Here is a 24,463-nt window from a genome sequence, read left to right on the forward strand (position 1 = left end):
CATATTTTCAAATCTTAGGAAGATTATTAAATGGTTGGTAATGTTCCGCCGTCAATTACGTATTCTGTCCCGTTAGATAGCTGGCTCTTGGTGAAACTAGAAAGCCAACAAGTTCAGCTACCTCTGCAGGCTCTGCAGGTCTCCCGAAAGGGATCCCGCCCAGTGCATCCATTACGCCCTGTTGCGCCTCTTCTATAGTACTGTTCGAATTTCTTGCAATTTCGCCTAGCCAGGCTTCAGATGCGGTGGTATTGATCCAGCCAGGCGAAACCGTCAGTATGCGGACACCTTTAGGAGTAACCTCGTTCGATAAGCTTTTGCTGTAGTTCCTCAATCCAGCCTTTGCCGCTGCGTAAGGTAATGTTGAATCATATAAGGGTAATTTGCCCTGAATAGAAGCAATGTGGATGATCACACCGTTTTTGCGTTCTATCATCTGCGGTAAAAAGCTCCTATCTAGACGGATCGGAGCCAAAAGGTTAGCTTGCAGTGTCGATTCCCAATCCTCATCACTTAACACAGCAAATCCTCCTGCGGGGGTAGAAGATCCGCCAAGGTTGTTTACCAAGATGTCTAGTCTACCATAGCTCGAAAGCACTCCGCTCACCACTTTTTGAGCCCCTTCTGCTGTACTCAGATCGGAAGCAATGAAATGCAGCTTGCTGTTTTCCAGGTCGGGGACGTTTCTTGCGGTAATCACAACTGTTGCTCCAGCTTGTAATAGTCTTTCCGCGATTGCTCTTCCAGTGCCTTTTGTACCCCCTGTTACCAAGGCAATCTTGTCTGATAATTCGTTGTTGAAATTAAATTGTTCCATTTTTACAAATTGTTTATAGGACAAAATTGAGGTATAAAACCAGCCTGTGCAAGTACGGCATTACGATTCATATAGGGATAAATTTTTCCCCTATTGTACAAATCGGAACATACCTTTAATTTTGAAAATATGTATGAGAGAAAAATAATTCCGAACCTAAATTGCGGTCTCGACTTGATAGGTGAAGTGCTTTACGGAAAATGGAAAATACGCTTGCTCTGGTTTATTGACCAGGGACATAAAAGACCGAGTGAATTGCAGCGTAAGATACCAGACGCCTCCAGACGGGTGCTGAATATACAGCTGAAAGAACTGGAAGATCATGAGGTAGTCATGAAGAAAATATATCCTGTCGTTCCTCCAAAAGTTGAATATTCGCTTACAGATTTAGGGATGAGTTTAATACCCATAATTTCCGCATTAGGACAGTGGGGTGATCAAAACGAAGATAGACTGCGGACAATAATTTTAAAAAGAATTTTAGGATAATACCCCTAATTGCTCTAGTCGGTAAAGTATTTTAGTTTATACAAAATTTCTCTTTTATTTTCTTGCAAAGAGCAAGAAAATAAAATCATTAAAAATGCAGTAATCAAGACGTTGGCTAGTAAAAATAGCGTGCTATTATTTTTGTTACTGGAGGGGAGAGCAATTGGTTACTCAATTTAATCTATAAAAAACGGCCGAATATAGGTTCGACCGTTACTCAGGAAAAGCTCCCGAACATGGGCATTACTCCAATCTTTTTAATCTGAACAATAACTGTTGGACAGCTTCTTGCGCATCATCAATAATGGATTGTGAGAAGTTTTCCTTAAAAAGTCCTTCTCGTTTGTTTTCAACTTGCTTGTAAAAATCCTCAATGTATTTGATGTAATTAGCCGGTTTTGACGTTTGGGGAATCACGATATCAAGTGTACCTTCCAATGAAAAAGTGGTTTCCACCAGTCTGTCTGTAATATCAATAAGAGACTCAATCGCTTGGTCTAAAGAAATATGAGCCTCATAGCTCCCTTTTCCTGTTATCGACCAATGGGTCAGCTTCAATGCGTTTCTGAATGAAATCATTTCACCTAAAAAGTTCGCAATTTCCTGTTTTGAGTTCTGTTGTTTTTTTGCCATGATATTTTACTTTATTTAAGTCACATTTTTGATTATTATAACAACAACCTAGTGGTCAAAGTTTCTAATTTATTAGAAAAACCGCTAGTGATCAAGAAATCAAGGATATCCGGATTTTCGACTGTATAGTTTTGTGTGCCAGTAGGGCCTACCCAACGAAGTCGGACGAAATTACGAGATTGTACTATACTTTTAACTAGCCAATACGTCGTGAATACTGGATGTAATTTCATTTAAATCAAAAGGTTTCGCAATAAATCCGTTTGCGCCAAGTCCTTCGGCAACATCGCGACCATCTACACTGGCGGATAGAACAAGGATAGGTATATTTTTGATTTCGGGTGTATTGCGTATGATTTTAATCAGCTGGTCGCCCGAAAGCACGGGCATCCAGAGATCCAATAACAAAAGATCTGGCTGATATGCTATGAGCTGTTTGGTCAGATTTGTACTGTTTTTTCGCTTAAGACCTGGTAACCCTCCAGATCCAAGAATAATTCCAGCATCTCAACAATGCCTTGGTCATCGTCACAGATCATTATTTTCTTACTTTTCATCGTTTTCTGTCCTCATTATTGGTAATGTGAAATTAAAAGTAGAACCTTCTCCGGGTTCGCTTTCTACCCAAAGGGTTCCGTTGTGATGCGTTATGATCTCGTGCGAAACATACAGTCCAATACCTAATCCCGGAAATTTCTTTTGGGTATGGCCGGCGCGAAAGAAGCGCTCAAATATTTTTTGCTTGTCGACATTTGCTATTCCCATGCCATAGTCTCGTACAGAGATCTTGACAAAATTGGCAACCCTGTGAATGGCAACGTCGATTCTATTTGAACCCGGTGAATATTTGATCGCATTGGACAACAGATTATTGATTACCTGAATAATTTGTAATTCATCGCCGCTAACTGTAGCATCTGTGGAGCCTAATAGGTTTATTTTGTAACCAGGTACACCTACCATTATATTGTCAATGGCTTCCCGAATTGTATGATCTATGGCAAATGGCTCCATGTGGAGCTCAATATGGCCAGACTGTATTTTTGAGGTGTCTAGTAATTTAGTAATCAATATATTCAGTCGATCTATATAGGCCGAAATTTTATCCAGTGTACTGACAAATTTATTGTCGGAATGGTCTATACTAAGTCGTTGCAGAATCTGTACAAGCCCCTTAATGGTCGTTAGGGGCGTCTTTAGTTCATGACTAGCGACGGACAAAAAATCGTATTAACGTAGATCCTGTTCTTTTTTCTCGGTGATGTCTTCAATGGCGATCAGGATACGGTCTTTATATTGCCCTTCAAACTCTATGCGATAGGCATTTAATAGCATCACTTTGCGGCCGATATGCGGAAATACATGTTCTACTTCGTAATCAATTACGGGATTGCTGGTTGGTAAAATATGCGTAAGAAGTTCCTTCAAGGAGGGGATATCCCATTGCTTATTGCCCAGATCAAACAATAATTTTCCTACAGTCTCTTCTGAGGAGACGTGAAATGATGTTAAAAAATGTTTATTTGCACTCAGCACAATATAATTGCCATCGAGTACTAGAAGACTTTCGCGAACCGTTTCAATCATGCTCGAGAGGAAGCTTTCCTTCTCCTGCAATTCTTTGGTTCGTTGCTGTATTTTGATCTCAACATTGTTTTTTTCCTCCCGGAGTTCGTGTTCGGCCTTTTTACGCGAGGTAATATCATTTTGAACACCAATAAAGTGCGTCACCTGGCCGGCCTCATTCTTCACAGGTGAAATGAAAAGCTCATTCCAAAAAAGTGTTCCGTCTTTGCGTTAATTGCGAATTTCGATCTTACATTCTTCACCATTTTTGATACAATCTTTGAGGATGTAGCGTTCAGGTTGAGAACGATCCTGCGCTTGCAAAAAGCGACAATTGTGACCGATAATTTCATCGTGTGAATAACCACTGATGTTTTCAAAGGCCTTATTGCAATAGATAATCGGATTATCATGCTGCAAATTATCGGTGATAATAATGCCTGAATAAGCAGAATTTAAAGCCTTAAGATATATATTTAATTCATTAATGCCTGACGCACGTTTTCCCATATAGTGTTGTATTCCAAATATCGTTGTCCAATTTAATCTATAAAACTAAAACCAATGAAAAACAGCCTGTTTTTTTTGAAAACACGTATAAATCCGCGTCAGGAGTTTAGCTAGCACGTGGTACTGTACACCAAACAACATAAACTGAGTGTTGGTAACATATGCTAATATTGCCTAAAATATTACATACAAATTTGTTAGTAACGTACATTCAGCGGTATATTGTAGTAAATGTATGACTTCTAGTTAATTTTACTTGAAATTTTGATAGCCTACCAAAAAGATTCTCGGAATACGCGTGATACCGGCAATGATTTTCTATAAAAACATAAATCATAGTAAAGAAATGAATACAACTAAATTGACTCCTGAAATAATTAAAATAATTGAAAACCTGAACAAGCTTCATGTGTTTGACGGCATAAATTCATTAGAAATAAAGCTGCAAAGGATATGAGGCAATGGCATTCGGCTCAGCGGCAAAAAAGAAGCAGTGAAAATGTTAGAAGAATTTAATATTCGTAGCAAGAATCACGAAATTCCTGTGAGAATACACCGACCCAATGAAATTATAAATGAAAAATCACCGGCCATCATTTATCTTCATGGCGGTTGGTTTATTTCTGGAAGTTTTGAGACGCACGATGCTATTGTCTGTCAATTGGCCAACGCTACGGGTTGTGCCATTGTTTTTGTGGACTTTCGACTGGCGCCAGAGTATCCTTTTCCGGCTGGTTTCGATGATGCTCAATCAGCGACTGAGTGGATCGTTAATAATTCGGACTCTTTAAACATCGATAAAACTATGATTGGAATTATTGGCGACAGTGCGGGGCAGCTTTAACCGTAGGAGTTTCGACAAGGCCTGGTGAGCATTTGAGGTTTCATGTGTGATTTATCCGGCAGCTGATAATCAATTAAGTACAGTCAAAGAAAGACTATCAAAATGGTCCGATTATTAATAAGGAGGAAGGAATAAAAGCCTGGAATTGGTATCTAACCGACCAAATGGATCAACAGAACCCCATAGCAATTCCTCTTTTGATTGAATATTTTAAGAATACGCCTCCAACGTTGATTTTATTGACTGAGCACGATCGGTTGCGGGATGAAGGAAAACAATTGGCAGAGAATATGAAAACCTCCGAAATTCCAGTCAAAATTACTCATTACAAAGAGATTGCCAATGGTTTTTTGCATATGGGAGCTGTTTTAAGAGAAACCAGAGAAGCTTTTCGGGACATCGCAGCATTCACAAAAGAAAACTTAAAATAATCTTCCGAAAAAGTTACTTCAATATCGTGTAAGGTATTTCTGAAACCGTCCTCAACAAGGGCTAGCATATGACCATACGATCGATTTGCCAGTTCTGAACAAACTTCTCCGGACTGTCCTGAAAGCTTAATACATTGTAGCAAAAATTTCTTCTGTGGATTTGATTAAACGATTTTAGGTTGTCCATTGTTCTCAGAATAACTGTACAAAAACAGTACAAAAAAGGTTGAAAACGTAAAAAGCAAAATATGAATGGATTTAATAAAAATATGTTGGGCGGATTGATCGGTGCGCTCGTACTCAATGTGGTCCATAGTGCTGCCAAGAGATTCGATCCCAAAGCTCCAGAAGTGGATAAAGTGGGCGAAGAAGCGATGCAGAAAACGGTGCGCTTTGCTGGATTTAAACCGCCAAAGGGCAATGCATTGGTGGCGGCAACTTTTGGGGCAGATGTAGCTTCCAATGCCATGTTATATACCCTCATCGGATATGGAGGTCAGAAAAATATGCTGCTCAAAGGAGCGTTGCTCGGAACGGTAGTTGGTCTGGCAACACTGACTATTCCAGAACAGGCCGGACTGGATGCCAAGCCAATAAAAAAGACTGATCGTACCAAGTTTATGACCTTGGCCTGGTATGTGATCGGAGGAGTGGCCGCTGGTCTAGCCATGAAAGCGATGAGCAAGAGTTAGGAAAGACTAGAGTTGGTAAATTTATCAGATTACATTGTTCAATGCATGCCCCTTTAAGCGCCAATCTAAAATGAAAAAACATCTTTTTTGATCTAGATCATCGTTTTAAGCCGTCGGGAAAATTGAAATTTGAATAGCTTTCAATAAGGGAAGTCTATCAGATTAAAAGTAATTAACGAAATAGGAATAGATAGTTTTATCGCTACCGGAGCATATGATGGTGGGTTGAGTTCAGCGGAAAATATAACAGCAATGAAAGCCCTATTGTCAAAGATAGCGTTTGCAGATCAGGCAGGATTGCATGTCTTCGGGCTCGGGGAGCATCATAGAAAAGAATTTTTAGATGAATCAAAGCCAGTAGGAGTAGCTCGTCATCTTTAGTATTTCCTGCAAATTCAGCTATTTGGATTGCATTGCTATAGTTCACGTAAAAGGACTTACAGGTGACCAGGGATTATTGACCACCGGGTTTTGTATTTAAGTATGAGAAGGCTTTAATTGAAAATAAGGCAAAAGCAATAGCGCAAATGTAGATAGCTCAAACCTTTTAGACTTTGGCTTTGTTCACTTTATGGATGAATCGGTTAAACTCTTTCGCAAAATGCCGATTACATCAATTTATCAATAAAGGTTATAAAAGATTACCGAAACTTTAGGACTTTGCCATTTGCACTGACCCTTACACGTTTTGGAAATCAGCTATGTCTGTCATTATTTTAAAAAATGGTATGAAAAAAGCAGCAAGTAAAAAGATTCGACCGTTGCAAAAGCAAAAGCGACCCGGATTAGAAATAAATATGACACCAGTTCCTGACACTTCGCCGTTAAAGTATCCTGCAGAAGGAAAATTGAAAAATAAGGTAGCATTAATTACTGGAGGAGATAGCGGCATTGGGAAAGCTGTAGCTTTGTTATTTGCCAAGGAGGGAGCTGATATTGTTATTGCCTATCTTAGTGAAACAAAAGATGCAAAACAAACCCAGAAAGAGGTTGAATCCTTCTCAAGAAAATGTACGCTGATTAAAGGTGATTTGGGAAAAGAAAATCACTGTAAAAAAGTAATTGAATTTACGATAAAAACGCATAAGAAAATTGATATTATCGTTAATAACGCGGGGCTACATTGGCAAACAGAATCAATTGAAGAAATTACCACTGAACAGTTACACAAGACTTTTCAGAATAATTTCTATTCCTATTTCTGGATTACGAAGTATGCCATGCCTTATCTTAAGAAGGGGGCAAGTATCATTAATACATCCTCAGTGACTGCATATCGAGGCAGTCCAAAGTTGATCGATTATTCTGCAACAAAAGGTGCAATAATTTCTTTTACACGAAGCTTGTCAGCAAATCTTATGGATAAAGGAATTAGGGTCAATGCTGTTGCGCCCGGTCCGGTATGGACTCCATTGATAGCATCTTCATTTGATCCTAAAAAAAACTCCGAATTTGGAAGCGACTCCCCAATGGGAAGGGCAGGAATGCCAAATGAAATTGCACCAAGCTTTCTATTTCTAGCTAGCAAAGATTCACATTTTATGAGCGGTCAAGTTTTACATCCCAATGGCGGAGAAGTCGTCAATGGTTAACCAATGAATAAGTCACAATCAGATCTGCAAGTCGTCAATCGACATAAGGCTTTCAGTTTTTCAAAATGTTCTCTACTATGGGGTGACTGCCCCGCCAATGAATGAATGACTCGAGCTAGCTAAATTTGTTGACAAAGTATTATTCTTTAATAAGTACAGATTTGTTGTACGAATTGTTGCTGGAATTAATATTAGTTTGAGAAACAGGCGGTTTTCTTATTCTCTTTCCGCTCGTCGGCGACCTTAACCATGATTCATATACCTGTTGTCGTATGGATACAGTCGCAAATTGAAGATATAGATCGGAATGAAATAATTTTAGCGGGATTGTTTCCATCATTGAAGATTGATACCTTATGTATGTTGTTTTTGCCAAGTGATGAACTATTGCGACCGGAGGAATGTTTAGGATTGAATGGCGGCGGCTATAGTAAGATTTTTGAATTTTAAAAGGTTATGATTGATATACAAAAAATATTTGCAGAGGGGGTGGAAAGCTCCTTTCTTATTGAAATAGGTGCGAGAACAATTATAATGTTTCTTCTAATATTGATCATTCTAAGGCTTTCGGGTAGAAGGGGAGTTCGGCAGTTAACTCTTTTTGAGGTTGCGATTATAATCAGTTTGGGCTCAGCTGCGGGAGATCCCATGTTTCAAGAAGAAATACCCATCTTTTATGCGATTGTTGTCTTTATATGTGTAATCTTTGTCTATAAGTTGGTAACCTGGATTACCTCCCGATCAGAGAATATTGCCCATTTATTGGAAGGTAAAGTTTTACCTGTAGTTAAGGATGGCGTATTTGATATAAAACATGAAAATGATAATACCTTTTCGCGTATGGAATTTTTTTCTGAACTGAGAAATTTAAATGTCGAACATTTGGGGCAGGTTAAGGAAGGCATTCTAGAAGTCGATGGAACATTAAGCGTTTTATTTTATGCTGATAGTGATGTGAGGTATGGGCTACCATTATTCCCGTCTTCTTTCAAAAAGGTTGATGTAATGAGTGCTGAAGGGCCATTCGCATGCATGTATTGCGGCCATGTCGTATTTAGTTTTAAGAACGAATCAAAGGCATGTCCAAGATGCAATAAAACACAATGGAGCAAAGCCTTGAATTCAAGAAGAGTATAGAAGAATAATACCATGTATTATTTAAACAAATTATAGGGTGAAAAAATTTGACCGTTTTTATTTGAAGCTTTTCTGTGAACACACGATCAACATCAATCAAGGCGCAGAATCCACAATAAGCTATTTAATGGCCCGGGTTAAGATGGCGGATTATATGAATGAACCTGTTCGTTAGTGTATTTAAAAAACTTGATGCCTGATTGTCAATTATTATGCGTACATTTATTACTGCGATCTGCTATTCATCTTAACCCATTCAGTAGATCCGATATGATAAATACACTTGTTTTATCTCTAAATTCTCCACGATATACCTTTCGGAAATTTTCAGTTCAACAACTAGCAGCTTGCGTACTTCAAAGAGTAAATACGATTCAGCTTAATATTATTCCTTCCGATCAATCATAGCTATTGAAAGTAAAAGGACCATCACTTTATAAAATCCATACATCATGAGTAAAGACATTAAAAAGGAAAAAAGCACCAAAGAGAAAGCACAATCTTCTTATCAAAAGGAAAAAGATGGCTCCTCTAAAGAGTTAACGGATAATGTTTTCCGTAAAAAAAAGAAATAGGCAATCGAAAAGGTAGCTTATTTTTTGCACTTGCACAAGGCAGATTATTTTGAAGCGGGTATACAGTCTGGATTATCACCAGGCTTTTGCTCGCTTTTTTAATTTGCAAAGCTGAATGATATACCCATTGTTTTGACAACAAAATGAGTTTCATCACAAAGCGATGTTTTTATACGTCTTCGTCTGAATATACACGTGAAGTATGGGTAATGACGTTTGAAGTAGAACCAAATATATTCGATGGGGGTTCAATTTTAAAAAGCTCTAGGGCGATAGACTTACTCAATGGAAAAGCTCATTAAGAGCTAATCAACAATCAAGGAAGGTGGATCTTATGCCTAAGATCCATTTTTTAATAAGTGATGAAAAAAATATTTCTTAAAAAAATAAGATGAAAAAGACAATAGTAGTGTGCGATGATGATAAAGAAATACTAAATGCATTTTCCTTGGTGTTAGAGAATCATTATACGATTGTTATATCTGTAGCAAACAGTTTAGTCCTGACGGAAGTGTTGGATACTATGAATGCTGATATACTCTTTTTGGACATTCATATGCATGCACGGAATGGTGACATGATACTGCGTGATCTCAAGAGTTCAGCTAAATATGATAAGCTGCCTGTGATTATGATGTCAGGTCATATCGACGGAAGAAGAATCTCTTTGGAATGTGGGGCCGAGGGTTTTCTAGCAAAGCCTTTTGAACTTACTGATCTGGAAAACTACATACGAAGATTTGTTTATGAAAGTGAATCGTAATGCCCAATCGTCACAATATAGCTTGCCGGCACTATAGTATTCTGAAGGCAAGAACAATGACGTCGGAGGCGTATATATTTGCTCTCCTGATCAGATGGTACTCTTATTAGACTTTGCGAAATACCACTATATATTTAGCTACAAAATTACCGAAGTATGTCGCGCCACTTCTTACTCATATTAAGCAGCCTATATATGAGGCTTCGCTTTGATACGGATGTGCCTGAGTTGTTTTATCATCATGGAAAACGCCAGGTAGTGGAAGTTCGGGCCAAGAAATACAGCCTTTGGCATATTTATCTCAATAATGCTTATGTAGGAAGTATTCAGTATGACAGTAAGCAGTTCAATTACCACCTCGTAGATAATTGCTTACTGACCGATGATCACGTGCAAAAGTATAGCCATGATACAACGTGGGGAATTAAAGTGGATAAAGGACGATATTCGATGAAAAAGGATATAAAGTTCGAATGTGACGTGTGTGGTCAAAAGCAAGTGGTTGAGGTTTCTGTTTTGCATGGCGGTGGAACCTTGCAAATTATGATTGATCGGTTTTTTTATAATGGATGTAGATTTTCGCAATGGCGAATGGGTAATGCTATGTAACAATACGAGCTGGTTGACAATCGATGAACTTGCTATTATCCTGTTAATCTAATTACACTCAGTGCTATTGATGGAATACAAAGAAATAATTGTCAATAAAATTCCACAACATGACCACGAAAACACTCCCAATTTTTGCTACGTAAAATGACAAATTAGCCTTCTCATTAAGCAGATATAATACGATTTGTTTGCTCCGGTAAATCCAGCGGATTCAAAGGTCGAGACAAATACAGACAGTTCGCTTTCTTCCATCAGAGGCTTGCCAATTGGTTCTACTGCTCTCGCGGGATTGATCATGAGCATGCCGGGATCAGGTCGAGCGGGAGGGATATCCTTGCGGAATATGTTCCGCAGGAACCGGTGTACGTTTTCATTCATTATGGCATCTGCAATTCCGATCTGCTTATTGAAATGAACAAAGTAGAAGTCTTCTCCAAATAGGATTTCCATCAGTTCAGTCCATGGTTGTTCTCCGCGCTCCTGATAAGGCAGCGCTAAGTTTATTATTTTATTTACCCGTTCAGGATACAATAGTGCGAGATTCCACACCACATTAGCACCCCAGTCATGACCGACGAAGGTAGCATCTTTGTATCCGAAATGATCAAGTAGAGCGGATAAGGTCAGCAGTCCAGTGCTTTATGTTATAATCCGTTACTTCAGTTGGGCAGGATGAGTTACCATAGCCACGTTGATTTGGGACAATGCCGTAGGTTGATTATTTTCGCTAAAGCCTATGCTGAAATTCTCATTAATTGGAACGAGATCGATTATGGGACAAATTTGATTTGTTTGGCTGACATAATTTTTGTCTTGAAATGATCCTTTAAAGTGAAACCACCGACTATAGCGATGGTCACCAAGCTCATCATTGTAATAATGCCATACTTCACATTCTTTTTTATAACCAATTCCCAAATCTTCGAATAAAAGTTTGATTTCATATTGCCTCATTTAACCGTTATAAAGGTGCCATTTGATGCCCTATTTTTCCAGGTCATAGCTAATAATGTCTCTCTTGACATTCATCAATCCTTTACAGCAGTTTACGTTTTGCATCCTCAAATTCTGCTTGTGTAATCATTCCTTTTTCCATCAATCCATGTAATCGTTCTATTTCAGTCGCAGCATCTTTTTGGGTAATGGGGGAGATAGGCACATAATTATGAACGACGGGTTGTGAAAAATATACGCGGTTGTATTTTAAATCAAAATTCTCTTTGCGCATTGTTAGAAAAGCAATAAAGTCGATCAATGCGATAAAAGCAGGTATAAGCGTCCAACAGAAAAGGAGATAAAGGAAACCTAATCCGGTCTGCCCTAGGTAAAATCTATGTGCACCAAATACTCCAAGAAAAATGCCATTAAAGCTGCGGTTGTTTTATCTTTCATATGTTATTGATTAATGCGGTTTGTATTGTCTTTTCAAACCTAAGGATTGCCTGTTAGACATTCTTACGGTTTTCCGTAACCGATCCCACTTTCAAACCAATATCTTAGCCTTACAGCTTGTAATAATCTAGATAGTTAAAATTGACCAACATATTCATTCAGAATAAATAATGTATAGTAGGCTTTGGTATTAACCTTGCCCGATTGAAAAATAGCATGCCATGATGGTAACCACCACCAGTTCTGTTCTTTTTCTGTTACCTTCCTTATTTGCCTAAATACATTAGAATTAGCCTAAGATGTCAATTTTGCTAAACTGAAACGGTTTTATTTTCAAAAATCACAATTTAATATGGCACCACTACTAGCATTGCCAACAAGCTGCCGATATTGACTCAACCATTTAGAATTTAGTTTTTTTCTGATCGGAATAAAGCCTTTTCTTCGCAATTGAATCTCATCTTCGCTAATGTCAGCTGAAAGCATATGTTGGTCGATATCAATAACGATATAGTCTCCGTTTTTTAGTAATCCAATCAATCCACCTTCAGCAGCCTCAGGTGAGACATGTCCAATAGCTATTCCGCGGGTAGCTCCGCTGAATCGGCCATCTGTTACCAACGCTACAGAACTGCCCAATCCCATCCCCATGATCAGGCTAGTAGGTGTCAACATTTCCTGCATCCCCGGGCCACCTTTGGGACCTTCGTAACGGATCACCACAACATCTCCAGCTTTGATCTCACCGGCAAGGATGCCTACTATGGCCTCTTCTTGACTATCATAGCAAACCGCAGTCCCGCTAAAATTCTTTTCGCCAGTGATTCCTGCAGATTTTACAACGGCTCCCTGCTCTGCAAGATTTCCGAATAGAATCGCCAATCCTCCAACAGGACTGTATGGATTATTTATTGTATGTATGATTGTTGCATCTTTGATCGCTGCATTGGCAATCTTTTTGAATAACATTTCGCCACTGATCGTTATATTATCCTGAAGGACATGGTTGTTGCGCTTGGTCATTTCGTTCATTACAGCGTTTACTCCTCCGGCGCGATGGACGTCTTCCATGTGGACGGTGCTTAAACTGGGCGATATTTTTGCAATGTGCGCTACTTGATCTGATATTGAGTTAATGTCCCTAAGCTGAAAATCTATTTCCGCTTCGTGAGCTATAGCAAGCATATGAAGGACAGTATTGGTACTACCGCCCATGGCCATATCCACTGCAAAAGCATTCTGGATGGCTTTTTCATTGATGATGTTTTTAAGTTTGAATTGTTTGGAAAGCTGATTGTCTTTGGCGATTTCACAGATCCTTCTGGCTGATTCCCGATATAGATTTTCACGCTCGGGTGTTAATGCCAATATGGTTCCATTACCAGGTAGTGCTATACCCATAGCTTCCATCAGGGTGTTCATGGAATTTGCTGTAAACATACCCGAGCAACTACCACCACTGGGGCATGCATTACACTCGATGTCTTTGAGCTCTTCGTCACTGATTAAGCCTGCTTCGTGTTTGCCTACAGCCTCAAAAGCTGTAGACAGGTCAATGGCAGTGCCATCTTTGATATACCCTTTTCTCATGGGGCCTCCACTGACAAAGATTGTAGGCACATCTACACGTAGCGCACCCATAATCATGCCGGGTACAATCTTATCGCAGTTAGGGATAGCTATCATAGCATCCAATTTGTGTGCATTCATGACGCTTTCAATTGAGTTGGCAATCAATTCTCGGCTGGGGAGCGAGTACAGCATTCCATCGTGTCCCATAGCAATACCATCGTCAATACCGATCGTGTTGAATTCAAAAGGAATACATCCGTTTGCCTTGATTTCGTCTTTAATGATCTCAGCAACCTTATTCAGAAAAAAATGTCCGGGTATAATTTCGATAAAGGAATTTGCCACTCCAATAAAAGGCTTATCAAAATCGTTATCATTTACGCCTGTGGCCCGAAATAGGGCTCTATGGGGAGTACGTTGGTATCCCTGCTTTACTTCGTCGCTTCTCATTTTTTATTAGTTAAATAGTAGATTTTAACCTACTTAGTGTTTCGGGTGATATCGCCAGATAAGCCGCAAGGTTAGCATTAGACAAACGCTGTATGAGTTCGGGATTATTTTTCAATAGATCGCGATAACGTTCTTTAGCAGTTTGGGTTAATAAGCTGCTGAGCTTATTATTAACAACAGTTAATCCATATTCGAGGATGTAGATATAAAAATTGTCCCAGCCGGGCATATTTGCTCTCAAAAAGATAAAATCAGTGTTGCTGATGCTTAGGACCTCCGTATCTTCTACGGCTTGGATAAATTCTGTAGCTGGCTGTCTGGAAATGAAGCTGACGATAGAGGTTAGAAAAGTATGCTCAAAAGCCATGAATCGGGTTGCCGTTGATAGTTCGTCATTGCGAAAATATAGGCGCAGACAGCCCTTTCCGACAAAGAAAAGATAGTCTGCAATGGAACCTTCGTTGAGCAGATGGTCATTTTTCTTTATCGATTGGGGTTTAAAATAAGTTAGGGCCTCCGTTAATTGCTGTTCGTTTAACAACGCTTTTTCACGTAACAATTGTAATAGTTGCTCTCTCATCGCTTATTATTTATAGGTCAAAGATGCACTTTATATTAGGATATAGTCGTTGACATTGGTCAAAAACGTCAACGATTTATTAAAGTTTTATTCTCCTTTGAGATAATGGAAATTTGGTAAGTTTAGAGCTAATACAACATTGAAATATGCACAAATTATTTATTTGTTAGGTGCAAAAGCTGTTCGTTTGACCACAGCTCACCCAAAAAAAAATCCATTTCAAACTAATTTATACCTTAGGAAATGTCGTGCGTGAAAGAACGAGGAAAATTAAGCCCGAACCGCAAAACTTTGTTTCTTTCAGAAATACCGACCTTGACATCTATGTATTAGTTAATAGATTCTTTACCGAGACTATTTGCTTTGCACTAGATAACCATGGTGATTTAGTCGTGCCGAGTGAGTCGACAGCTGGCGGTTTTCTTATTCTCTTTCCGCTCGCCGGCGCCCTTAACCATGATGTATATACTTATCGTCGTGTGGATTCAGTCGCCAATTGAAAGATATAGATCCGAAAGAAATAATTTTAGCGGGTTTGTTTCCGTCATTCAACTATTTTTGAAAGACATTTTTGGTCTGTTGTTATTCAGTCTTCTTTCGTTAGATGCAATTGAAGAAAACCGTTTTTAAGCTTCTGACCTTGGTACTTGAACGTTGAACTTAAATCCTCATTGCTTGCTAAAATTGCTCCAGCTCCAGTAATTATAGGGCTGATGTTAAAATAAATATCGGTAACCAAATTCTTATCCAAAAAAGCGTTGAAAGTACCTGCTCCGCCACCAACGGCTATTTCCCGCACTCCTTTTGCAGACATATATGCAATTGCTTCTTCAGGACTTGCAACAGTCTTGTAGCCGTCAGCCGTATAAGGTTTATCGGCCAATATGATGATTTCTATTCCATTAAAATGATCTTTTATCGGATCTGGAAAATTTAGAAAATTTTCAAATGTTTTCAATCCTATCACTACATTTCCAATCCGTTTTACAAATTGTATGTAAAATTCCATTGCTTCCGGTGGCAGTTTATGATGCGGATTATCGGATATCAAAATTCTTCCATTAGCCGAAATATTTGCGATTACTGTTACTTTCATAATGATTTTCTTTAAATTTTTGTACAACAAAACTATTGGATATTCAATATATATTTACTATTCATTACCTTTAGGAAAGTAACTATCTTATGAGCAATAAAAATATTGGTAAAGAAACTATATTGGCATTAAAAGATGGCATTGAATTGCTCAGTGGTAAATGGAAATTTTGTATCCTACACAATTTGCAGAAACACGGCCCAATGCGGTTTAAAGATCTGCAAGAGATGGCTCAGGGAATATCCCCAAAAGTTCTATCCAAGGAACTTCAGGAATTAGAAGATAATTTACTGATTAGTAGAACGGTTAATGACACCAAACCTGTAACTGTTTCTTATGCGCTTACCGCCTATGCTAAAGAAACGGAGGAAGTTGCCAATGCTTTAATTAAATTTGGTCTAAAGCATAGAGATAAAATTAAAGCAAAATGAGGTTTCTATTTTAACAGCTCATTTGGGGAAGTTTGGAGCCTTCTCTATGTAACAATCCGAATAATTATTCCTAACCTTATTAAGTATTGATAAATAATATTTATCTTTAAGCTAATGTTATTTATCCTATGCGGCTAATCTTAGGCGTGTAAGGTTAACCAAAAGCCTAATTTATGCGTATTATACAAAAGCTTAGCACTTATTTAAACGAGAAATTCGATGGATTAGTTTTAATCGGTTTGTTATTAGTTATGATTTTTTACAGTGCAGGTTTTATGCTTTTTAATCAATACATAGCTTTGTTTTACGGACTGTTTTCTGGATTAATATTAGTTCTTTTTTTTAAAAATTGGCGGACTGAATATTTCATCAACAGATCTGGGTTGGGATTATTAACTTTTGTTATAGTGCTAGAATTTGCATTTTTGCTATATGATCAAGTTCATTTGAAAGATGATTGGTACTTTTTACCGTGGGCGGTTCTGTTGGGTGGAGCTGTGATGGTAACCATTAGTATGTTAATCGGGTTAAAAAAAATCATTATTCCAAAAGCACTTTCGAAATTCTTTTATATAAGCGCTATTTTTCTCTTTTCAACTGTCTATTCCTACGGGCTGCTATCTCTTATAAACATTTTTAATGCGCGGCAAGTCGTTAAATGGGAGCGTGCTGAAGTGGGGCTACCATCCTGGGTAATTACTTTTGGAGGAAATTACAACGATGCCATATTTGAGAACAGAGAATGGGGAACTCGGTGGATGAATTTATTTTTTTTGAAATGGGAAGGTGATTTTCCGCATCCGCCAACGACTGCCGAAATAAAAGTCTTTGAGGGAAACCTAGGACAACACTATATGCTCAAAACGTATGATGAGGATGAAAAGAATGACGCAAGACAAATCGACTAACATGGACAAAATTATATATCTTGACAACAATGCATCCACTCCAATGGATCCTAGGGTCTTAGACGAAATGATGCCCTATTTGACAGACAAGTATGGTAACGCAGCAAGTCGTCATAAACTAGGCAAATATTTAGATACTGCGGTCGAGAAGAGTAGGAGACAGATTGCTGATCTTATAGATACCAATGCAGAAGATATTTTCTTTACAGCTGGTGCTACTGAAGCTATCAATATGGGATTACGTGGATTATTGAGGCCCGGGAAACAACATATTATAACTGTACAGACAGAGCATCCCACAGTTTTGGATACCTGCAGGTATCTTGAGACCAATGGTATTGCGGTTACTTACCTTTCTGTCGATAGCGACGGATTGATAGACCTTGAAGAACTAGAGCGGGCCTTTACACCTCTTACAGCTTTAGTATGTGTGATGCATGTCAACCATGATACTGGTGTGATTCAGGACATAGAGCGAATTGCGGAAATAACACATGCTCATGACGCCTTTTTTATGACCGATGGAAGCCAATCTGTCGGAAAACTCCCTGTTCGCGCACGATCATTAATAGATATCCTCACATTCTCTGCCCATAAATTTTATGGGCCAACGGGTATAGGCGGTATTTATTTTAGACCCGAAGTACCTATGAAACCGCTTATTTTTTCTGGTGGACATGAAGGCGAGGCAAGAAATGGTACACTTAATGTGCCGGGTATCGTTGGTATGGGCAAAGCCGCTGAACTCGCAGCTTTACAGATGAATGAAGACGAAGAACGCATTGGCAAACTACGTGATATCTTAGAACAACAATTATTGGCAATCGGAGGGACGAAATTAATAGGTTCTAAAACACACAGGATCTATACAACATGTACAATACGTTTTGATGGTATTAACAGCGAAAATATTGTTCAAAAACTCGATAATATATGTGTTTCCAACTGCTCAGTACTCAGTTATTTTGAAGCAGCACCTTCTCCTGTACTTCAAGCTATGGGATTGAGTAGGGATGAGGCATTTAATGCACTAAGATTTAGTTTAGGGCGTTTCACTACAGCAGAAGAAATCGGACAAACTGTGGAAGCTGTTAGCGAGATCATAAACCAATTGCACAATAATAAATCGCTACATCGACACCACTGCCTTTAGCGATATAAGAGCGAGCTATGTCGATTTCTTTGGCGGTCGCTCTACCAGCTATGAGAGGCCTCATCCATCCAAGGGCATATAAAAAATGTGAAATCCTAAATATCTTTACTGTATACAATATTACTAATATTATTAGTAATATTGTGAAATGAAACCTCTGGAAATCTTTAGCCGAAATCGGGTAATGTACGCTCAAATTACCGTGCATGATAAAAGCATGGGCATGAAAGATTATCATCTTTACAACAAAAATGGTCTTGCTTTTTATGTTTTCAGGAAATCTCAGGGAGTGTGGGAATTGGCATTCGGTGTACTGGCCGATGACATTAAGGAAGCGTGCATTGACGCCCTTATACTTCGCTTTGATACGGATGTGCCTGAGTTATTTTATCATCATGGAAAACGCCAGGTAGTGGAAGTACGGGCCAAGAAATACAGCCTTTGGCATATATACCTCAATAATGCTTATGTAGGAAGTATTCAATATGACACCTTCACTAAGCAGTTCAATTACCACCTTGACGACAATTGCTTATTGACCGATGATCACGTGCAAAAGTATATAGCCATGATACAACGTGGGGAATTAAAGTGGATAAAGGACGATGTTCGATGAAAAAAGGATATAAAAGGAATAAAAAACCTTGAGTCTGGGAGGATCTCAAGACTTCATAATTACTACCTATTTCTGAAAAGTACTATTAATACAATATTGAATCCTGTTTGGTTTTAAAAAAAATTATTTCTAGCTGTTGAGTAGGGAGATACCGGAATGCAGAAGGGGATGACGGCTTTTCTTATACTTACGAAAATACGTAGCTTAACATCAACAAAGTGAAGGGGGCAGAACGCCATTTCAAAGACAATTTAAAGGTGGAACATTTGTAGCAATTTTAAATGTGCCAAAAGGAGCCGGCGGTAATGGTCATAATACTCTGTTAGTAAGAAATCCTATTTTTTGTAATGTAGGATTAACTTGATTAATTGATAAAATGAAGAAAATTAAATTTTTAGAATATCCGATTGCCTACTTCAACGAAGTTGAGTACGTTGCATATCTGCCCAAAGTAGAAGGTGAAAATGAATTATTTAGAAAGTTGAGCAATATTCTTACTTTTCCAGATTATTTTGGGGAAAATTGGAGTGCTGTATTTGATTGTCTAAGAGATTTTAGCTGGATTAGTAAAAAAGGAATCACATTGGTATATGAAGAAATTCCTGTACTTTCGGAAGAGCAATTGAGGATATATTTTGATGTTTTGTTTTGCGCAGTTAATGATTGTAGTTACCCAGCGGCAATAAGATTGAAACCACTGGGCAAACCTAGATCGCAACAGAGAGGTCGCGATTAGGAGCGGGGCTCCATTGCACCGAGCACCCTCAGGTCATCAGATGCTGGCAGTTCAAATACCTGCAGGTGAAAGTGCTTAATGGCAGCAAGTAAATGGTCAAAAATATCGGCCATCGTATCTTCGAAATAGGCCCATTGTGTCCCCTTGGTAAACATGTAGAGTTCCAGTGGAATACCGTATTCGCTAGGGGCTAGCTGACGGACCAATAAAGTAAGTTCCTGATGGATATTGGGGTTATGTTTGGCATAGGCGAGTACATAGGCCCTGAACAGGCCGATATTGGTCATCCTGCGACCATTGACGGGCGAGGAGCTGTCTGTATGCCAGGTTTTATTGTACTCGGCAATCTCGCGCTCTCTTTTTTCGATATAGGGAGCTAGCAGCCGGATCGTTTTCAATGCCGTGACTTCCTCCTCACTGAGGTAGCGTACCGAAGACATTTTAATGTTCAATGCCCGTTTTATCCGACGGCCACCGGTCTCCTGCATCCCACGATAGTTTTTAAATGAATCGCTCAGTAGGGTATAGGTCGGAATGGTGACAATGGTCTTATCCCAATTTTGTATCTTCACATTGTTGAGGTTAATCTGCAGCACGTCGCCGTCTACACCGTATTTAGGCATTTCTATCCAGTCTCCTACGCGGACCGAGTCATTTGCCGACACCTGAATACTGGCCACAAAGCCCAGGATTGTATCCTTAAATACGAGCATGAGGATGGCGGATGCCGCCCCTAGCGAAACCAGAAAAGACCAGGGCGAATTGCCGGTCAGCAGGGAAACGACCAGTGTACCGATCACAAATATTAAAAAGATCTGTACCACTTGCAGGTAGCTGTCGATGGGTTTGTCCCTAAACACATTTGTACCACGAAAAATATCGCGGCAGGTTTTTAACAAGCTATTGGCCAGATAGTAGATGGTGAACAATACCACGATATCCAGAAACTTGACAATAGCGGCTGTAAGCACCGGAAAACCAACGAAGATCACCGGTAGCAGCTGCCGTGTAAGCAGCACGAGCAGGGTGCGGCTCACGCGTACATGCACCTTGTTTTCCAAAAGATAATCATCCCATTTGGTCGAGGTTCGCTGGGCAATCCGGTTCAATGCGGAATAAAATACTTTGCGCATGATATAATCGAGCGCATAGAGCATCACCGCAAAAGCAAAAAGTAATCCGGCGGCCGTAACAATATGTGCCTGCTGCTCGGATAAATCCAATTTGGCAAAGAAATTAAAAATGTACTGATAAATTGAACTTGGTGATTGTTCATTGAAGTTAAGCATGTTTAAATTTTTCATATGAACGAACAAATTTACGAAGAAATATAAACACGGATTTTGGCGTGGAAAATACCCCTTTAACGCTGTTTTTATGTGTAAAGTTTGCTTATTGATTAATTTTTACGTATATTAGTAAATTAATAGATAACCCGACGGCGAAATTTCTTCTGTTTCGCGTCTTTAAAACCCCCAACGATTTGAATGAGATTAGTGTGATAGGTGGTGGGAGTTGGGCCACGGCCCTGGTTAAAATTTTGACAGAAAATAGCATTCATACCAACTGGTACTTGCGGCGTTCAGAGCAGGTGCGCTCGATAAACCGGGATGCTGTTAACCCTGACTACCTATCGTTTTTAAAACTTGACAATACAAAAATTTATGCGTCCGATCAGCTGGACGAGATCGTGGCCCGATCGAAAGTAATCCTTTTCGTCGTGCCCAGTGCGCATTTGGACAAAGTTTGCGCCGCAATCCCCAAAGAGGACCTTGCCGAAAAGTTTGTGATCACCGCTATTAAAGGAACCGTCGGCCCGGACAACCTGCTTCCCAGTGCTTATCTCGCTAGGTATTTTGAATTGGAAGATTTTCAGCAGGCAATCATTGCAGGACCATGCCATGCCGAAGAAATCGCACGGAACAAGAAAACCTATATGACCCTTTGCGGTCCCAACGAATCCTTTATCCGTAAGATTTCCAAGGGCTTCGCTTCAAGCTATACGCAGGTAAATTATAGCTGCGATATGCTGGGCGTGGAGTACGCCGCTATTTACAAAAATGTCGTCGCCATCGTCTGTGGCATGGCTGAAGGACTCCACTACGGTGACAACTTTATGGCGGTGCTTGTGGCCAATGCGATTGACGAACTGGGGCTGTTGCTGCATTCCCTTGGTGCGCCCGATGTCCGGCTGGGGAGCTCCACCTATTTGGGCGACCTATTGGTGACGGGTTACTCCGCGCATAGCCGTAACCGGACTTTCGGTAAATACCTTGGCCAGGGATATTCGGTGTTCGAAGCCCGTCAACTCATGGGCATGGTCGCTGAAGGATATTTTGCAACCCGGGGGCTGATGGCGACGGTCTCGAGCCTCGGGCTCAATTTGCCCCTCTTACAGACAACATATCGTGTGCTATACAACCATATGGCCGCAATTGATGAATTTAAACTTTTAGAAAGGAATATAAAATAATATGCTATTAGCAACAGATTTAGATGGAACTTTTTTGGGCGGAAAGATGGAAGACCGCCTCAGATTATATAGATTGATAAAAACTAGCCCGAATATGCAGCTGGTCTTTGTTACCGGAAGAGGGCTGGAGTCGGTATTGCCGCTGCTGAGCGACCCGCTTATTCCGGTGCCAGATTTCATTATTGCGGATGTGGGCGCCACGGTCGTTAACGGCCATAGCCTGGAAGCGATTGAGCCGCTGCAGAGTGAGATTGAGGAAAAATGGCCGCAGACTTATGCCATCCGGGCAGCGCTGGAGGAAATACCGCAGTTGAATTATCAACATGTGCCGCAGCAGCGCCGCAGTTCATTTTATTATGAAGCAGGGGTTGACCATAGTCTGGTGCAGCAGGTGGCTGACAGGTATGACTGTGATATTATTACTTCGGCCGATAAATACCTGGACTTGCTCCCCAGAGGTGTCAATAAGGGGACAACATTAAAGAAGCTGGTTGAATTTCTGGCCGTTGACCCAGATGATGTGATGGTAGCTGGCGATACACTGAATGATCTGGCCTTGTTTGAGATCGGCTTTCGTGGTGTTGCTGTCGGAAAATCTGAGCCGGGGCTGCTGCAGGCCATTGATCAGTTGGATACAGCGTACAGTGCAGAGGCCGCTGGGGCGGGCGGTATACTGGAATATATGGGCAAATACCGCCCGTTTCAGCAGTTGATCCGCGGGGAACAAAAATCGTTGCCTCAAAAAAGAAAATCCAAAAAATCAGACCAGCTGGTGATGGTGTACCATCGGCTGCCTTTTGAAAAGGAGTCGGTCAATGGTAAGACGGTAAGGGTACCGCCCAGAAGTCCAAATGGCATTATTCCCTCGCTGCTGGGCTTATTTGAAAAGGGACGCTCCGGTCTTTGGATCGGGGAGGAAGTCATCCAGCAGGACGGAAAGCTGGTTCCAAATCAGTTGGTGGACGAAAGCCGATATCCTAATCTGGTCGCTTCCACCCTATCGCTGTCTAAAGAGGATATCGATAAGTTCTATCGTGTATTCTCCAAAGAGGCGTTCTGGCCGACGATCTTTTCCTTTGTTGACCGGGCAAAATTCAACCACGAGGACTGGGAACATTACCTGATGATCAACAAGCGCTTTGCCGAGCGGATTGCCCGCGAGGCCGACGAGGAGGCGCTGGTCTGGATCCATGAGTATAATCTGTGGATGGTGCCTTCTTTTTTAAAGACCATGCGCCCGGACCTGAAAATTGGCTTTTTTCATCATACGGCTTTTCCGGCAGCAGATATTTTCAATATTATTCCCTGGCGCAAAGAGATTATCGGCAGCCTACTGCTCTGTGATTTTATCAGTTTTCATATCCCGCGTTATGTCGAGAATTTTGTGGATGTGATCCGTAGCCATACACCATTTAAAGTGGTCAAAAAAGTTGATGTCGCCAATCAGTTCCTGACCTATAGCTGTGCGCTCGGCGTCGATCAGATGACCAAGATCATAGAGGTGGATGGCCGGCAGATTAGGCTTGGCGCGCAACCGGTGGGGGTCAACAGGGATCATATCGAACAGATTTTGACAGATGATAAGGTTAAGACCGAGATCAATGCCCTCAAAGAAAACAAAGCCGGATCGGGAATAACGCGTATCATATCCATCGAGCGCCTGGATTACGTCAAAGGCCCCTTGGAAAAAATCCAGGCTTTTGGTGAATTTCTGGCCGAATACCCAGAATTTAGGGGCAAGATCGAACTGGTCAATGTCTGTACGCCGCCATCGCAGGGGATGACGATCTATGACGAAATTCGGGATCAGGTGAATCAGGCCGTGGGTGAGATCAACGGTAAATTTGCAACGATGAACTGGACCCCGATCCAATATTTTTACAGGGCCTTACCTTTTGAGGAAGTGGTCAAACACTATGCGCTGAGTGATATTGCCTGGATCACGCCTCTACGGGACGGACTGAATCTAGTCGCAAAGGAATACATTGCGACCCATGGGTTATTGGAGACTCCTGGGATTCTTGTGCTCTCAGAATTTGCAGGTGCCTCGGTCGAATTGCCTTATGCCATATTGACCAATCCCTACGACCGTAAGAGCATGAAAGATGCACTGTTGAAAGCCTTGGTCATGGAACCCGGAGAGGCTCAGGTCAGGGCGCGCAGGCTGTACGAGCATATTGAGCACTACGATATCCATTACTGGGGGCGGGATTTTGTGAAAGAGCTCGAAAAATCGGGTAAAGCAATTGTTCCTGAAAAGAAGTAACTGCTAGTCTTAGGTGTCAAACGTGCTTTTTTAGCCATCTTAGAAAAAAAGAGTTAGAAATAACGTTGAAAACGAAGCTGCTAGATGTATCCTTTAGGAAATCCCTCTATTTTACAAACAATATTGTTT

Annotated in this window: 30 protein-coding genes and 2 pseudogenes; 18 read left to right on the forward strand and 14 right to left on the reverse strand. The window is 40.3% G+C overall.

All coding sequences use genetic code 11. The annotated features are described in order from the left end of the window. Window positions 1–55 precede the first annotated feature (55 nt). Entirely contained in the window at window positions 56–817 is a 762-nt protein-coding gene (locus DTA23_RS24230) for an SDR family oxidoreductase (RefSeq protein ID WP_370445140.1), read from the reverse strand. A gap of 129 nt (window positions 818–946) precedes the next feature. Between DTA23_RS24230 and DTA23_RS24235 the strand changes: the two genes are divergently transcribed. Then, entirely contained in the window at window positions 947–1,306 is a 360-nt protein-coding gene (locus DTA23_RS24235; RefSeq protein ID WP_112376258.1) for a winged helix-turn-helix transcriptional regulator, read from the forward strand. 243 nt (window positions 1,307–1,549) lie between these two features. Here DTA23_RS24235 and DTA23_RS24240 read toward each other — a convergent pair whose 3' ends face one another. The 5 genes and pseudogenes from DTA23_RS24240 to DTA23_RS24260 form a co-directional block, all read right to left on the reverse strand. Then, window positions 1,550–1,939: a DUF5856 family protein gene (locus DTA23_RS24240; RefSeq protein WP_046672983.1), complete on the reverse strand. Its 390-nt coding sequence runs from the start codon at window positions 1,937–1,939 to the stop codon at window positions 1,550–1,552. 192 nt (window positions 1,940–2,131) lie between these two features. After that, window positions 2,132–2,437, reverse strand: coding sequence for a response regulator (locus DTA23_RS24245; protein ID WP_112376259.1), 306 nt, complete (start codon window positions 2,435–2,437; stop codon window positions 2,132–2,134). Between the two features lie 48 nt (window positions 2,438–2,485). After that, window positions 2,486–3,160, reverse strand: coding sequence for a sensor histidine kinase (locus tag DTA23_RS24250; RefSeq protein ID WP_112376260.1), 675 nt, complete (start codon window positions 3,158–3,160; stop codon window positions 2,486–2,488). A 9-nt stretch (window positions 3,161–3,169) separates the two neighbouring features. Next, window positions 3,170–3,556 carry a PAS domain S-box protein gene (locus DTA23_RS24255; protein ID WP_256604708.1) on the reverse strand — a complete coding sequence of 129 codons (387 nt, stop codon included), beginning with the start codon at window positions 3,554–3,556 and terminating at the stop codon, window positions 3,170–3,172. A gap of 63 nt (window positions 3,557–3,619) precedes the next feature. Continuing rightward, window positions 3,620–4,015: pseudogene (locus DTA23_RS24260) on the reverse strand (PAS domain-containing protein); the annotation flags it as partial. A 499-nt stretch (window positions 4,016–4,514) separates the two neighbouring features. Between DTA23_RS24260 and DTA23_RS28160 the strand changes: the two are divergent. The 9 genes from DTA23_RS28160 to DTA23_RS24300 all read left to right on the forward strand — a co-directional run bounded on the left by DTA23_RS28160 (window position 4,515) and on the right by DTA23_RS24300 (window position 10,658). Next, a complete protein-coding gene (locus DTA23_RS28160) occupies window positions 4,515–4,859 on the forward strand; it encodes an alpha/beta hydrolase (RefSeq protein ID WP_201303546.1) in 345 nt (114 codons plus the stop codon). 131 nt (window positions 4,860–4,990) lie between these two features. Next, entirely contained in the window at window positions 4,991–5,290 is a 300-nt protein-coding gene (locus DTA23_RS28165; RefSeq protein ID WP_239468892.1) for an alpha/beta hydrolase, read from the forward strand. 248 nt (window positions 5,291–5,538) lie between these two features. Further along, on the forward strand, window positions 5,539–5,982 hold the full coding sequence (locus DTA23_RS24270) for a hypothetical protein (protein WP_070570577.1): 444 nt from the start codon (window positions 5,539–5,541) through the stop codon (window positions 5,980–5,982). A 728-nt stretch (window positions 5,983–6,710) separates the two neighbouring features. Further along, window positions 6,711–7,574 carry an SDR family oxidoreductase gene (locus tag DTA23_RS24280; protein WP_112376594.1) on the forward strand — a complete coding sequence of 288 codons (864 nt, stop codon included), beginning with the start codon at window positions 6,711–6,713 and terminating at the stop codon, window positions 7,572–7,574. Between the two features lie 249 nt (window positions 7,575–7,823). Beyond that, window positions 7,824–8,024: a hypothetical protein gene (locus tag DTA23_RS24285; protein WP_070570580.1), complete on the forward strand. Its 201-nt coding sequence runs from the start codon at window positions 7,824–7,826 to the stop codon at window positions 8,022–8,024. Window positions 8,025–8,030: 6 nt separating this feature from the next. After that, window positions 8,031–8,711 (forward strand): DUF421 domain-containing protein, encoded by a 681-nt coding sequence (locus DTA23_RS24290; RefSeq protein ID WP_070570582.1) that lies wholly within the window; start codon window positions 8,031–8,033, stop codon window positions 8,709–8,711. A gap of 452 nt (window positions 8,712–9,163) precedes the next feature. Next, window positions 9,164–9,286, forward strand: coding sequence for a hypothetical protein (locus DTA23_RS29860; RefSeq protein WP_256604652.1), 123 nt, complete (start codon window positions 9,164–9,166; stop codon window positions 9,284–9,286). 391 nt (window positions 9,287–9,677) lie between these two features. Further along, entirely contained in the window at window positions 9,678–10,049 is a 372-nt protein-coding gene (locus DTA23_RS24295) for a response regulator (protein WP_070570584.1), read from the forward strand. A 195-nt stretch (window positions 10,050–10,244) separates the two neighbouring features. Then, complete coding sequence (locus tag DTA23_RS24300) at window positions 10,245–10,658, forward strand: hypothetical protein (protein WP_112376263.1); 414 nt, start codon at window positions 10,245–10,247, stop codon at window positions 10,656–10,658. Between the two features lie 138 nt (window positions 10,659–10,796). Here the strand turns inward: DTA23_RS24300 and DTA23_RS24305 are convergent, their stop codons facing one another. The 6 genes and pseudogenes from DTA23_RS24305 to DTA23_RS24325 form a co-directional block, all read right to left on the reverse strand. Further along, window positions 10,797–11,291 (reverse strand): alpha/beta hydrolase, encoded by a 495-nt coding sequence (locus DTA23_RS24305; RefSeq protein WP_201303623.1) that lies wholly within the window; start codon window positions 11,289–11,291, stop codon window positions 10,797–10,799. Window positions 11,292–11,315: 24 nt separating this feature from the next. Beyond that, window positions 11,316–11,615: a hypothetical protein gene (locus tag DTA23_RS24310; RefSeq protein WP_070570588.1), complete on the reverse strand. Its 300-nt coding sequence runs from the start codon at window positions 11,613–11,615 to the stop codon at window positions 11,316–11,318. 82 nt (window positions 11,616–11,697) lie between these two features. Then, window positions 11,698–11,889 carry an SHOCT domain-containing protein gene (locus DTA23_RS28170; RefSeq protein ID WP_201639097.1) on the reverse strand — a complete coding sequence of 64 codons (192 nt, stop codon included), beginning with the start codon at window positions 11,887–11,889 and terminating at the stop codon, window positions 11,698–11,700. Window positions 11,890–11,913: 24 nt separating this feature from the next. Next, window positions 11,914–12,021 (reverse strand): annotated as a pseudogene (locus DTA23_RS30690) (TM2 domain-containing protein); the annotation flags it as partial. Window positions 12,022–12,386: 365 nt separating this feature from the next. Next, on the reverse strand, window positions 12,387–14,075 hold the full coding sequence (gene ilvD, locus DTA23_RS24320; RefSeq protein ID WP_070570590.1) for a dihydroxy-acid dehydratase: 1,689 nt from the start codon (window positions 14,073–14,075) through the stop codon (window positions 12,387–12,389). A gap of 10 nt (window positions 14,076–14,085) precedes the next feature. Continuing rightward, window positions 14,086–14,655, reverse strand: a complete 570-nt coding sequence (locus DTA23_RS24325; protein ID WP_070570592.1) for a Crp/Fnr family transcriptional regulator — start codon at window positions 14,653–14,655, stop codon at window positions 14,086–14,088. A 248-nt stretch (window positions 14,656–14,903) separates the two neighbouring features. On the opposite strand from DTA23_RS24325, the gene DTA23_RS24330 reads away from it, so the two are divergent. Next, window positions 14,904–15,155 carry a hypothetical protein gene (locus DTA23_RS24330; protein ID WP_112376264.1) on the forward strand — a complete coding sequence of 84 codons (252 nt, stop codon included), beginning with the start codon at window positions 14,904–14,906 and terminating at the stop codon, window positions 15,153–15,155. An 86-nt stretch (window positions 15,156–15,241) separates the two neighbouring features. Here the strand turns inward: DTA23_RS24330 and DTA23_RS24335 are convergent, their stop codons facing one another. Next, window positions 15,242–15,751: a dihydrofolate reductase family protein gene (locus DTA23_RS24335; RefSeq protein WP_112376265.1), complete on the reverse strand. Its 510-nt coding sequence runs from the start codon at window positions 15,749–15,751 to the stop codon at window positions 15,242–15,244. 89 nt (window positions 15,752–15,840) lie between these two features. Between DTA23_RS24335 and DTA23_RS24340 the strand changes: the two genes are divergently transcribed. From DTA23_RS24340 to DTA23_RS24360, 5 genes are all read left to right on the forward strand, one after another. Next, window positions 15,841–16,182, forward strand: a complete 342-nt coding sequence (locus tag DTA23_RS24340; RefSeq protein WP_070570596.1) for a winged helix-turn-helix transcriptional regulator — start codon at window positions 15,841–15,843, stop codon at window positions 16,180–16,182. A gap of 173 nt (window positions 16,183–16,355) precedes the next feature. After that, window positions 16,356–17,090: a hypothetical protein gene (locus DTA23_RS24345; protein ID WP_112376266.1), complete on the forward strand. Its 735-nt coding sequence runs from the start codon at window positions 16,356–16,358 to the stop codon at window positions 17,088–17,090. Window position 17,091: 1 nt separating this feature from the next. Next, window positions 17,092–18,243 (forward strand): cysteine desulfurase family protein, encoded by a 1,152-nt coding sequence (locus DTA23_RS24350; protein WP_112376596.1) that lies wholly within the window; start codon window positions 17,092–17,094, stop codon window positions 18,241–18,243. A gap of 148 nt (window positions 18,244–18,391) precedes the next feature. After that, window positions 18,392–18,859, forward strand: coding sequence for a hypothetical protein (locus DTA23_RS24355; RefSeq protein ID WP_112376267.1), 468 nt, complete (start codon window positions 18,392–18,394; stop codon window positions 18,857–18,859). A gap of 376 nt (window positions 18,860–19,235) precedes the next feature. Beyond that, a complete protein-coding gene (locus tag DTA23_RS24360; protein ID WP_112376268.1) occupies window positions 19,236–19,595 on the forward strand; it encodes a barstar family protein in 360 nt (119 codons plus the stop codon). On the opposite strand, the gene DTA23_RS24365 is transcribed toward DTA23_RS24360, so the two are convergent. Continuing rightward, window positions 19,592–20,899, reverse strand: a complete 1,308-nt coding sequence (locus tag DTA23_RS24365; protein WP_112376269.1) for a mechanosensitive ion channel family protein — start codon at window positions 20,897–20,899, stop codon at window positions 19,592–19,594. The genes DTA23_RS24360 and DTA23_RS24365 overlap by 4 nt on opposite strands. A gap of 179 nt (window positions 20,900–21,078) precedes the next feature. Between DTA23_RS24365 and DTA23_RS24370 the strand changes: the two genes are divergently transcribed. Next, window positions 21,079–22,068: an NAD(P)H-dependent glycerol-3-phosphate dehydrogenase gene (locus tag DTA23_RS24370; RefSeq protein ID WP_112376270.1), complete on the forward strand. Its 990-nt coding sequence runs from the start codon at window positions 21,079–21,081 to the stop codon at window positions 22,066–22,068. Between the two features lies 1 nt (window position 22,069). Then, the gene (gene ggpS, locus DTA23_RS24375) at window positions 22,070–24,334 is read left to right on the forward strand and encodes a glucosylglycerol-phosphate synthase (protein WP_112376271.1); all 2,265 of its coding nucleotides are present in this window, start codon (window positions 22,070–22,072) and stop codon (window positions 24,332–24,334) included. Window positions 24,335–24,463: the final 129 nt, after the last annotated feature.

The sequence above is a fragment of the Sphingobacterium multivorum genome (assembly GCF_900457465.1).
Lineage (GTDB): Bacteria > Bacteroidota > Bacteroidia > Sphingobacteriales > Sphingobacteriaceae > Sphingobacterium > Sphingobacterium multivorum.